11 protein-coding genes are annotated in these 11,458 nt (G+C 63.3%); 7 read left to right on the top strand and 4 right to left on the bottom strand.

Annotated elements, in window-relative coordinates:
• Positions 1 to 2: 2 nt before the first annotated feature.
• The 7 genes from fabG to A0W34_RS26445 all read left to right on the top strand — a co-directional run bounded on the left by fabG (position 3) and on the right by A0W34_RS26445 (position 7,532).
• The gene (gene fabG, locus A0W34_RS26475; RefSeq protein ID WP_020909429.1) at positions 3 to 761 is read left to right on the top strand and encodes a 3-oxoacyl-ACP reductase FabG; all 759 of its coding nucleotides are present in this window, start codon (positions 3 to 5) and stop codon (positions 759 to 761) included.
• Positions 762 to 795: 34 nt separating this feature from the next.
• Positions 796 to 1,989 (top strand): acyl-CoA dehydrogenase family protein, encoded by a 1,194-nt coding sequence (locus A0W34_RS26470; RefSeq protein ID WP_030536036.1) that lies wholly within the window; start codon positions 796 to 798, stop codon positions 1,987 to 1,989.
• Complete coding sequence (locus A0W34_RS26465; protein WP_081558538.1) at positions 1,986 to 3,083, top strand: acyl-CoA dehydrogenase family protein; 1,098 nt, start codon at positions 1,986 to 1,988, stop codon at positions 3,081 to 3,083. Before A0W34_RS26470 ends, A0W34_RS26465 begins: the two co-directional genes overlap by 4 nt.
• A 31-nt stretch (positions 3,084 to 3,114) precedes the next feature.
• The gene (locus tag A0W34_RS26460) at positions 3,115 to 4,098 is read left to right on the top strand and encodes an NADPH:quinone oxidoreductase family protein (RefSeq protein ID WP_003943088.1); all 984 of its coding nucleotides are present in this window, start codon (positions 3,115 to 3,117) and stop codon (positions 4,096 to 4,098) included.
• Positions 4,099 to 4,177: 79 nt separating this feature from the next.
• Positions 4,178 to 5,377, top strand: coding sequence for an acetyl-CoA C-acyltransferase (locus A0W34_RS26455; RefSeq protein WP_081558537.1), 1,200 nt, complete (start codon positions 4,178 to 4,180; stop codon positions 5,375 to 5,377).
• Positions 5,374 to 6,159 (top strand): RhlG family 3-oxoacyl-ACP reductase, encoded by a 786-nt coding sequence (locus A0W34_RS26450; RefSeq protein ID WP_007730838.1) that lies wholly within the window; start codon positions 5,374 to 5,376, stop codon positions 6,157 to 6,159. Before A0W34_RS26455 ends, A0W34_RS26450 begins: the two co-directional genes overlap by 4 nt.
• Before the next feature lie 173 nt (positions 6,160 to 6,332).
• Positions 6,333 to 7,532, top strand: coding sequence for a DUF4185 domain-containing protein (locus A0W34_RS26445; RefSeq protein WP_081558536.1), 1,200 nt, complete (start codon positions 6,333 to 6,335; stop codon positions 7,530 to 7,532).
• 6 nt (positions 7,533 to 7,538) lie between these two features.
• On the opposite strand, the gene A0W34_RS26440 is transcribed toward A0W34_RS26445, so the two are convergent.
• The 4 genes from A0W34_RS26440 to A0W34_RS26425 all read right to left on the bottom strand — a co-directional run bounded on the left by A0W34_RS26440 (position 7,539) and on the right by A0W34_RS26425 (position 11,427).
• Positions 7,539 to 9,578, bottom strand: a complete 2,040-nt coding sequence (locus A0W34_RS26440; RefSeq protein WP_065455008.1) for a YhgE/Pip domain-containing protein — start codon at positions 9,576 to 9,578, stop codon at positions 7,539 to 7,541.
• Positions 9,579 to 9,711: 133 nt separating this feature from the next.
• The gene (locus tag A0W34_RS26435; RefSeq protein WP_042446276.1) at positions 9,712 to 10,308 is read right to left on the bottom strand and encodes an SRPBCC domain-containing protein; all 597 of its coding nucleotides are present in this window, start codon (positions 10,306 to 10,308) and stop codon (positions 9,712 to 9,714) included.
• Positions 10,305 to 10,682 (bottom strand): ArsR/SmtB family transcription factor, encoded by a 378-nt coding sequence (locus A0W34_RS26430; protein ID WP_054187497.1) that lies wholly within the window; start codon positions 10,680 to 10,682, stop codon positions 10,305 to 10,307. The genes A0W34_RS26435 and A0W34_RS26430 overlap by 4 nt, the downstream gene beginning before the upstream one ends.
• A 61-nt stretch (positions 10,683 to 10,743) precedes the next feature.
• Positions 10,744 to 11,427: a GntR family transcriptional regulator gene (locus A0W34_RS26425; protein WP_003942830.1), complete on the bottom strand. Its 684-nt coding sequence runs from the start codon at positions 11,425 to 11,427 to the stop codon at positions 10,744 to 10,746.
• Positions 11,428 to 11,458: the final 31 nt, after the last annotated feature.

The following is an 11,458-nucleotide window of genomic DNA, read 5'->3' as shown; positions in this document are numbered from 1 at the left end:
CAGTGAGCCAGGAACGTAGAACCGCAATTGTCACGGGTGCAGCACGCGGAATCGGTGCGGCAGTAGCGAAGCGACTGTCGGAAGACGGTTTTGCCGTCGCCGTGCTCGACCTCGACGAAGCGGCGTGTGCCGGAACCGTCGACGCGATCAAGGCCGCAGGCGGACAGGCGCTGGCCGTCGGCGCTGACGTCTCCGACGAGGCTTCGGTCGCTGCAGCAGTTGATCGTGTGGCCGCAGAACTGGGTGCACCCACCGTACTGATCAACAATGCCGGCATCACTCGCGACAACCTTCTGTTCAAGATGAGCGTTGCCGAGTGGGATTCGGTGATGAACGTCCACCTGCGCGGAGCGTTCCTCATGTCGCGTGCGGTGCAGAAGTACATGGTGGAAGCGAAGTTCGGCCGCATCGTGAACCTCTCGAGCACGTCGGCTCTCGGCAACCGCGGACAGGTCAACTACTCCGCGGCGAAGGCCGGCATGCAGGGATTCACCAAGACATTGGCCTTCGAGCTGGGCAAGTTCGGCGTGACCGCGAACGCTATTGCCCCCGGATTCATCGAAACCGAGATGACCGCCGCAACGGCCGAGCGCATGGGCGTCGGCTTCGAGGACTTCAAGACCGCTGCCGCTTCGCAGATTCCGGTCAACCGTGTCGGTCAGCCCGAGGACATCGCGCACACCGCGTCGTTCTTCGTCAGCGAAGGCGCGGGCTTCGTTTCCGGTCAGGTCGTCTACGTCGCCGGTGGACCGAAGGACTGACCGTCCGCTCACCGCTCGAACCGAAGGAATGGGCATGGCTTTCGACGAAGAGGCAGTATCGCGTGATCTCACCGACAAGGTGAACACGCTTCTCGCGGAGAACGATCCGAACAGCGTGTCGGTATCGGATTTCCTCGGCGCACGATTCGACGCCGGACTGGCGTGGGTTCATTTCCCCGAAGGTCATGGGGGACTCGGTGTACCGCAGAGCTTTCAGCGTCAGGTGAACGCTCAGCTGGAGGCCGCCGGCGCACCCGGCCCGGCCACCGGCAAGAACGGGATCGGACTCGGCATGGCGGCACCGACCATCGCCGCCTTCGGTACCGAGGAGCAGAAGCAGAAGTTCCTGCGCCCGTTGTGGACTGCGGAGACGGTCTACTGCCAGCTGTTCAGTGAACCGGGCGCAGGTTCGGACCTCGCGGCCGTCGCCACCCGCGCTGTCCGCGACGGCGACGACTGGATAGTCAACGGGCAGAAGGTATGGACGTCGGGTGCGCAGAACGCGCAGCTGGCGATTCTGGTGGCCAGGACTGATCCGTCGCGCTCCAAGCATGCGGGTCTGAGCTACTTCATCTGCGACATGACCGATCCGGGCGTCGACGTCCGTCCGCTGCGCCAAATCACCGGCGAGGCCGAATTCAACGAGGTATTCCTCACGGACGTCAGGATTCCGGACGCCAATCGCCTCGGAGCCGAAGGTCAGGGATGGAAGGTTGCGACCACCACCCTGAACAACGAGCGGGTTGCCATCGGTTCGGGCGCACCGCGTGAGGGCGGCATGATCGGAAAAGTCGCTCAGGCCTGGCGTGACGAGCCCGAGCTGCGTAACCCGGCGATGCACGACGAGTTGATGCGACTCTGGACCGAATCCGAAGTTGCGCGTCTGACCGGGGAGCGACTGCGCCAGCAGCTCGCCGCCGGCCAGCCCGGCCCCGAAGGCTCGGGAATGAAGCTCGCGTTTGCCGGTTTGGCCCAGCAGATTTCTGGATTCGACCTCGAACTGCACGGCGAAGCCGGTCTGCGCTACGACGACTGGACACTGCGTCGACCGGATTCCGTCGACTTCACCGGGCGTGAACCCGGATACCGGTACCTGCGAGCCAAGGGCAATTCGATCGAGGGCGGAACGTCGGAGATCCTGCGCAACGTCATCGCAGAACGTGTACTCGGGTTGCCGCCCGAGCATCGCGTCGACAAGGACATCGCCTGGAAGGACCTACCCCGATGAGCGCCGATCTGCTGTACTCCGAGACCGAACAAGATCTGCGAGCCAGCGTCAGACGACTGCTGAGCGAGCGGGCCGGCGCCGACACCGTGGTCACGGCGTACGACGACGTGTCCGCCGACTTCACCGGGCTGTGGAAGTCGCTGGCGTCGGAACTCGGTTTGGCGGGACTGCTGGTACCCGAGGAACTGGGCGGGGCAGGTGCGTCGACGCGTGAGGCGGCGGTCGTGATGGAGGAGATCGGACGTGCGGTCGCTCCCGTTCCGTTCTTCACCAGCGCGGTGCTGGCGACGACGGCGTTGCTGAAGGCCGGCGAGACCGAGGTGCTCGGTCAATTGGCAGCGGGGGATTCGACGGCTGCTCTGGTCGTCCCGTTGTCCACTGCACCAGGAACTTTCACACCTACTGTCAAGGCAACGGCGAGTGGACTCGTCGGCAGCGTCACGACGGTTGCCGGCGTCGCCGAGTCCGATGTTCTTGTTGTTCCGGTTGCCGGTGAGAGCGGCCTGGAGCTGCATACCGTTCGGATCGCCGACGCCACCGTCACGCCGGTTCTGTCCCTGGACATGACGCGCCGATTGGCGGACGTCGAGTTCTCGGGTTCGTCGTCGGTCCGTGTCGACAGCGGCAATGCGGCGCAAGCGGTTGAGGAAGCGTTGCTCTGCGGGAGCGCACTTCTGGCGTCCGAACAGTTCGCTGTAGCTCAGTGGTGCCTCGAAACGACTCTCGCGTATGTGAAGGAGCGCAAGCAGTTCGGCCGGGCGATCGGTTCGTACCAGGCGATCAAGCACCGCCTCGCCGATCTCTGGCTCGAAGTCAGCTCTTCGGGCGCGGCAGCACGCTATGCGGCGGACACCTATGCACGCGGCGACGAAGATGCGGCGATCGCAGCGACGGTGGCCCAGGCATTCTGCAGCGGCGTCGCGGTTCATGCTGCCGAGGAGTGCGTCCAACTTCATGGTGGTATCGGAATGACGTGGGAGTATCCGGCGCACCTGTACCTCAAACGGGCGAAGAGCGATCAGCTGTCGCTGGGAACCGCGTATCAGCATCGGGCACGCCTCGCCGAGTTGGTCGACCTCCCGATCTCGTCCTGAAACTCACCCACTATCTGTCTGGAGAATTGCTGTGAAGGCTTGGCGCGTCAACGAACTCGGTCAACCCCGCGATGTGCTCGCGTTGGAGGAGACCGCGGATCCCACCCCGAATGCGACGGAGATGTTGGTCAAGGTGCTGGCGGCTCCGGCCAACTTCCCCGACGTCCTCATGTGCCGCGGTGAGTACCAGATCAAGCCGCCGCTGCCCTTCACACCCGGTGTCGAACTGTGTGGTGAAGTGGTCTCGGTCGGTGAATCGGTGACCAAATTCGCAGTGGGGGACCGGGTGATCGGTAATCCGAGTCTGCCGTCCGGCGGATTCGCCGAGTACTCGGTACTGGATCAGAACAACACGTTCCCGGCGCCGTCGGCTCTCGACGACGCGGAAGCATCCGCTCTGAGCATCGGCTATCAGACAGCGTGGTTCGCTCTGCATCGCCGCACCCAACTGCTCGAGGGTGAGACGTTGTTGGTCCACGCTGCTGCGGGTGGTGTCGGTAGTGCGGCAGTGCAACTCGGCAAGGCGGCAGGCGCCAAGGTGATCGGTGTCGTCGGCGGCCCGGACAAGGCCGAGTACGCGCGCAAGCTCGGCGCCGACCTCGTCGTAGACCGTCACAGTGAGGACTTCGTGGCAGCGGTCAAGGAGTTCACCGGCGGCAAGGGCGCCGACGTGGTCTTCGATCCGGTCGGCGGCGACGCATACGCGAAGTCCACCAAGTGCATCGCCTTCGAGGGACGGATCGTCATCATCGGCTTCGCCGGTGGCACGATCCCGCAGCCGGCACTCAATCACGCTCTCATCAAGAACTATTCGATCATCGGACTGCACTGGGGGCTGTACAAGGCCTACAACCAGCAGGCCATCGACGACTGCCACGTCGAGCTCACCAGGCTCGCCGATGCCGGCTTGGTCAAACCACTGATCAGTGAGCGGCTGTCGTTGACGGACGTTGCCGACGGTATCGGTCGCCTCGGCGACGGCACCACGGTCGGTCGCGTCGTGTTCCAGCCCTGATTCTTGCTGTGCGCCTTTATTAACCCCCGGCGGTTAATAAAGGCGCACAGCACTTCGTGTTCGACGAAAGGATTCCCCGATGAGGCAAGCTGTCATCGTTTCCACCGCCCGTACCCCGATCGGTAAGGCGTACCGCGGCGCGTTCAACAACACTCAGGCTCAAGAGCTTGCTGCACATGCCATTTCGAATGCAGTTCAGCGCGCGGGCCTCGAGGGCGGCGAGGTCGAGGACGTCATCCTCGGCGCCGCGCTGCAGCAGGGCTCTTCCGGCGGCAACGTCGCACGGCAAGCGGTGCTGCGGGCCGGGCTTCCGGATTCGGTTTCCGGAATGACGATCGACCGTCAGTGCTCGTCCGGTCTCATGGCCATCGCAACCGCAGCCAAGCAGATCGTGGACGACGGAATGCAGATCGCGGTCGGCGGCGGAGTCGAATCGATCTCGTTGGTCCAGAACGATCACATGAACAACTTCCGCGCGGCTGATCCGTGGCTGAAGGAAAACAAGCCGTCGATCTACATGCCGATGCTGCACACGGCCGAGATCGTCGCCGAGCGCTACGGAGTCACCCGCGAGCAGCAGGACGAGTTCGCGCTCGTCTCCCAGCAGCGGACCGCAGCGGCCCAGGACGCAGGTCGGTTCGATCGCGAGATCGTCCCGCTGCCCTCGATCAAGCAGGTGCAGGACAAGGAGACGGGTGAGATCCGCAGCGAGTCCGTGACGCTGACCCGCGACGAAGGCAACCGCGCTTCCACCACGTTGGAAGGGCTGTCGAGTCTGCGACCGGTTCTGGCCGACGGGACTGTCAGTGCTCATTCGTCCATCACTGCGGGCAACTCGTCTCAGCTCTCCGACGGCGCTTCGGCGTCGGTGCTGATGGAGGCAGGCGAGGCGGAACGCCGCGGGTTGGCGCCTCTCGGTATCTACCGTGGCATGGCTGTCGCGGGTTGCGCTCCCGACGAGATGGGCATCGGACCGGTGTTCGCGATTCCGCGTCTGCTGGATCTTCACGGCCTGAAGGTCGACGACATCGATCTCTGGGAACTCAACGAGGCCTTCGCCTCTCAGGCCCTGTACTGCCGCGACAAGCTCGGGATCGATCCCGAGAAGTACAACGTCGACGGTGGCGGTATCTCCGTCGGCCATCCGTACGGAATGACGGGGGCTCGTCTGGTCGGCCATGCTCTTCTTGAAGGAAAACGGCGCGGAGCCAAGCTCGTGGTGGTGACCATGTGCATCGGCGGCGGTATGGGTGCTGCCGGGCTTTTCGAGGTCGCATGAGCTTGATCGAGGGACTGTTCGACGTCAGTGGCAAGACCGTTGTGGTCACCGGTGGATCACGCGGTATCGGATACATGATCGCTCGCGGGTTTGTCGAAGGCGGAGCGACGGTCGTCATTTCGGCCCGAAAGGCCGAAGCCTGTGACGAAGCCGCGCGAGAGCTTTCGGAGTTCGGCACCTGCATTTCGCATCCGGCCGATCTGTCCACGGACGAGGGGGTCGAGAGCCTCGCTGCGAAGGTCGCCGAGATTTCGCCGACGCTCGACGTACTGGTCAACAACGCCGGTGCCACGTGGGGAGCTCCCGTCGACGATTTTCCGGCCGCAGGCTTCGACAAGATTTTCGACATCAATGTCAAGGCAATCTTCCTCCTGACGCAGAAGCTGTTGCCGCAGTTGCGGTCTGCAGCCACGGCGGAAGATCCCGCGCGCGTGATCAATATCGGATCGATCGACGGACTCGTGGTGTCGGGGTCGGAGAACTTCTCGTACGGAGCCAGTAAGGCTGCGGTGCACATGTTGACGCGCAAGCTCGCGGCAACGCTTGCGGGGGAACAGATCACGGTCAATGCCATTGCGCCGGGCCCGTTCCCGTCGAAGATGATGGCATTCCTCCTCGAGGACGAGCAAAGTGCAAAGGCTGTGGCGGACTCGGTCCCGTTGGGCAGGGTCGGAACTCCCCAGGATGCTGCAGGTCTTGCCATTTTCCTGGCTTCACGTGCCGGGGCTTATCTGACCGGCGCGGTGATTCCACTCGACGGCGGTGCGAGCGGAGCGCGCTGACCTACTGACTGATCTTCTCTGTCCGAAAAGGCCTGAAAGTCTGAACTACTATGACTTTCAGGCCTTTTCGCGTCTTTGTCTGATTGGGTTATCTGTGACTGCAGTTGCTAGATTGTCCGAGGTTCGGGGGGAACGACGACGACAACACCAACAATCCCGGCCATGGGGGAGTCATGTTTCGCGCGGGGAGATCGTTGGGGGTGTTCGGGGTAGTTGCTGCTCTGGCAGCTGCTGCCGTCACGGCGGTGGCTTCGCCGGCGATGGCTGCGCCGGGCTGCGTCGGAGTCAGTGGCGTCGGTAGTAGCGGTGGTCCGGCCAATGCGGCGCCGTGGCTCAACGGCAACACCGGAGGGTTGCCAGGTTTATCCGGTCGTACTACCGCGATCGAAAAGGTCACCGGCACATACAGTCCCAACAAGACAGTTGATCGCTTCAATGTCCTGGGTACCGACCTCGGCATCATGTGGGACAACGGTGCGGGGCAGATTCTGACGGCTTTCGGCGATACCACCGGGCTCAGTCGTAACCCCGGCTGCGACGGTTTGGTGGGCGAGTGGCGAAGCAATGTACTCTTCCGCAGCTCGGATCGGGTACTCGCCGACGGGATGCGCATCGACAGCGCGCCGAAGGACGGTGCCGGTCAGGCGCGTGAGATCATCTCCGGTCTGAAGATTCCGGGCGTCGAGGCCTCCAGCATCCCCACGAGCGGCATCGCAGTGAACGGTGTGCAGTATCTGAGCTACATGTCGGTGCGCAACTGGGGCGAGGCCGGGCAGTGGAGTACAAACTACTCACAGATTGCTACCTCCTCGGACAACGGCGAGACGTGGACCACTCGTCCGGAAACTCTGCGCCCCAACATCGGTGGGGTTCTTCCCGCGGGTGTCGCCCCCGTCGCCGGTAGCGAGAACTTCCAGATGAGCTCGATGGTGAAGGACGGCGGGTTCGTCTACAACTACGGAACCCCCGCGGGACGATCCGGCGAGGTTCGACTTTCTCGCGTGCCCGAGGGGGCGATCCTCGATCTTTCCGCCTACGAGTACTGGAATGGAAACGGCTGGATCCTTGCCGATCCCGCTGCGGCCGTACCCGTCATGGACGGCCGCATCGGTGAGGTCTCCGTTCAGTACAACGAGTTCCTCGGCAAGTTCGTGGCGATGTACGCCGACGCGTTCAGTTCGATCGTGATGCGAACCGCTCCCAGTCCGGTCGGTCCGTGGACGGCACCGGAGACACTGGTCAATCTGGTCGAGGTTCCCGGTATCTACGCCGCATACATCCACCCGTGGTCCAGTGGTTCGGATCTGTACTTCCTTGCCACCACGTGGGCCGACTACAACGTCATGTTGATGCGTACGACGCTCGTTCGCTGATCCGGCTCACGCTTGCGTTTGCTGGAGGTACACGATCTCCTCGGTGATCGGCGCGTCGTCATCGGCGTCGGTCGGCGGTTCTTGTCGGCGGCGCCACCAGATGGTGAACAGGACGGCTCCGATCACCAAGGCAGCCAGAGCGATTACCGCCACCCAGAATTTCGGGCCGTAGTATCCGACAAGGACCATGCGCATGGCGTTGCGCGCCCACGTGAGTGGCATCAGAGCGTGCAGCCACTGCAGAACCGTCGGCATCTGTTCGATGGGGTATACCGCGCCGAAGGCGAAGATCTGAATCATCAAGGCGCCCAGAGCGATGAAGGTTCCGTTGACGGCACCGAACACAACGGTGAAGAGCCTGCCCGAGCTGACCGCGGCGGCACCCACCAGGATCATCACTGCGATCATCGCCAGAACACTAGGTGGTTCGACGTTTGCCACGGTCAGTGACACCACCGACAACACGAGCGCCGCGACCAAGGTGACCAGGGCGGGAATGCGGTAGCGGCGCAGCCCCTCACGTACCACGCTGGTGTGCGAGTTCAGTGAACGTCCGCGTCGTGGGCGGACGACGAACCACGTGAGAATTCCGCACAGGAACAGTGCCACCGAGATCACGGCAGGTACGGCTCCCGGCCCGAAACCGGCTGCGGGATAGTTGTTCCGCGCGTCGACGGCAACCGGGGAAGAGAGGAGATTGGCCGTGGTGGCGCGCTCGTCGTCCGTGAACTGCGGTACCTGGGCGGCACCGTCGGACAAACCGGTGGCGAGTTCCGCGCTGCCCGCGTCGAGCTCGCCGACGCCGGCCGATAGCTGCCCGAGACCGTCACGGAGCGCAATACTTCCAGTGTCCAACTGCCCCAGCCCGGTGGAGAGTTCCTGTGCACCGGTAGCGAGTTGGCCTGCGCCGTCGGACAGTTGGCCCAGGCCGGTGTTGAGTTCACCTGCACCGGCCGCGGCGGCAAGGAGCCCACCACGGTAGTCGCTGCTCGGATCAGTGAGCTGCCGCGAGATTTCCCGCGCGCCGTCGCGAAGCTGACCGAGCTGACCGATCACGTCGTCGTCCGACGGTTGTGCAGTCAGGGAAGCCCGCAGTCCACCCAGGGCTTCGACGAGTCCGGCGGAGACCGGATCGGCCGAGTTTCGAAGCATCGACGTGAGGGCGTCGATCTGACCGACGACGGCGTCCGAGGACCCCGCGAGGTCGAGTACCGGGGTGGTGACCATGTCGACCACTTCGCTGATCTGTCGGGCGCCTGCGCCGAGTTCGTCGGTGCCCCCGACCAACTGGTTGAGTCCGCTGCTCAGCTCGCCCGAGCCTGCAGCAGCTTCGCCAGCTCCGGCAGCCAGCTCGCCGGCTCCGGCGGCCAGCTCCTTGCCGCCCTGATTTGCTTCGCCCATGCCGGTGGCGAGTTCCTTGCTTCCAGCGTAGAGCTCGTTGGTTCCGGCAAGCGCTTCGGAGGATCCGTCGGACAGCTGTTGCGCTCCTGCTGCTGCTTCACCGAATCCTGTTCCGAGTTCACCCAACCCGACCAGCACCTGGTCGATGGACTGCTCGCCGATCGACTCGGAGACCGCCGAGCGCACCTGAGCGATGATGCTTTCACCGACCGGGCCGGCGACCAGACTGTTGTAGTCGTTGTACAAGACGTCGAGTTCGGCCTTGCGGCCCGAACCTGATGCGGCACTGGCCACATCCGCGCTGAAAGTTTTCGGAATGACGACCGAGAAGTAATAGGTGCCGTCGTTGACGCCGTCGGCGGCTTCCTGTTCCGAGACGACCTTCCATGCAACGTCTCCGCTCTCGACGAGCGCGGCAACAACTTCATCGCCGGCTTGCAGACGTGTTCCGTCGAGTTCTGTGCCCGCATCGGCGTTGACGATGGCGACGGGCAAGCGGTTGACCGTGTCGCCCGGATCCCACAGTGCCCACATGTAGAACGCCGCAATCGACAGCGGTGCGATGACGAGGACAGCGAGAACTGTCCGGATGATGTGCGTTCGTCGCGTCGTGGCCGCGTTGTCGACTACGGGTTGTGGCGCCATGTGGAGCTCTCTTCTCGTGGACCGAAGCAGGTGTGGCACGAAAGGAAGCCACCAAAACTGCTGGACATACGTCCAGCTCGGTCACGATACAAAGCAAACGGCCATCCTGTGACCGTTTTCGAAGAATTGGGCGTTATCGGTCGCCGTGCTCTGCCTCGATCTTTGCCCACTCCCACCCTCGGAAGTTGGCCAGACGAAGCTCCTCTGCTTCGTCGAAGGTGTACCACTCGGTGCTCGGCGCATCAGGGAGAGTGCCGCGCAAGTATTCGCCCAGGTAGTGAAGTGGGCCTTCCCAGCCGGTTCCGACGCCGTAGCAGCCGGTGTCCGGGTCGTTGCGGAAGACATCGGCGACGGAGGCGTGCTCCAACTCGAGCCAGGTGGCGTCGGGGCCGTCTGCAGTCAGCCGGATCTCGACCTGATCGCTGTATCCGCGATCGCCGGGCGGTGTCCACTGCAGTCGCAGCAGGTGTGGGGCGTCGCAGGCCAGGATCTCGCCACTTGCCTGGCCTTCGAAGGCGTACGAGCCGCCCACCTGGAAGTCTCCGCTCACCGGAAGGAAGAAACGGTTGATGCGGTCAGGGGTCGTGATGGCATCCCAGACGTCGTCGACCGACGCGTTGTAGCGGCGCTTGAGTACGGCAGTTCGAGCCGAACCTTCTGCGATGTCGCGGTTACCCATGCTCCGCTCCACCGCGGTGAGGCTGGTGTCCTGGTTCGCGATCTCGGTCATTGTGAGTCTCCTTCGTCGGAAGAATTCGATTGTGAAGATCTGCTCCGCTTCGAGTCGCGTCGTTTCCCGCGTGCGAGTTCTGTGGCCAATGCGTCGAGAGGGCCGCTCCAGAACTGCCGGAATCCGTCGAGCCATTGGTCCACTTCTTGCAATGGCGCGGGCTCGACGGCATAGAGACGCCTGGTGCCTTCGCTGCGGACGGTGGCGAATCCGTTTTCTCGGAGTACTCGCAGGTGTCCGGACGCGGTCGGTTGCGAGATTCCGAACTCCGCTGCCACGACTTCGGCGATCTGACCCGCCGAGCGCTCGCCGCCGGACAGGAGTTCCATGATTCGTCGCCGCACTGGGTCTCCGAGAACGTCGAATGCATGCACCAGTCATTTATATCGGCAATGACCAATATAGGCAAGCGCCGAAGCTTGTACCCGGACTCGGTCAGTCCGAGAGCGCGAACTCGTCGGCGTCGAAAAGTTCGCCGATCAGCCCGCCGAGATGGCGTCGATGTTCGGCTGACAGCGTCGCTGCCGCCTCGGCATCGTGGTCTGCGCACAGCTTGATCAGTCTGTTGTGATGATCGACGGAGTCCTGGCTCCCGAGGAGGCTCGAGAACTTGCGGTAGTAGATGCGGTGAATTTGTGGGTGAACCTGATGAATCAGCTTCTTCAACAGCGGATTCGCCGCAGCATCGATGATGACGCTGTGTAGGCGATCGTCAGCGGTCAGGGCTCGGCCTATGTCGTTTCGCTTGACGGCGGCAGCGAAGTCCTTGTTGGCCGAACGCATCGCCCCGATCATCTCGTCGGTGAGATTCGGTACAGCGGTGACGACGGCCAGTTGGTCGAGAGCTTCGATGACTGCGAGTGTTGCCTCGACGTCGCCGCGGTCGAGGGTGGTGATGCGCGTGTACGCACCGGGTTTCGCTTCCACGAGTCCGGTGTCGACCAGCCTTGCGAGCGCTTCGCGGACCGGAGTTCTGCTCAGTCCCAGGTACTCGGCGAGTTCGCTGTCCTTGATCTTCGAGCCCGGCGCCAGTTCACCGGTGACGATCGCTTCGCGAATGCGTTCGAGAGCGATGTCGCTCATTCGTGCTCGCTCAACCGGTTTACCGCCACGCAACATACTGGATATCGTACTCTGCAGCCTCCCTGCT

The organism is Rhodococcus sp. BH4 (assembly GCF_002079265.1).
Lineage (GTDB): Bacteria > Actinomycetota > Actinomycetes > Mycobacteriales > Mycobacteriaceae > Rhodococcus_F > Rhodococcus_F qingshengii.
The sequence above is the reverse complement of the archived record's forward strand: the minus strand, read 5'-3'. Positions and strand labels throughout refer to the sequence as shown.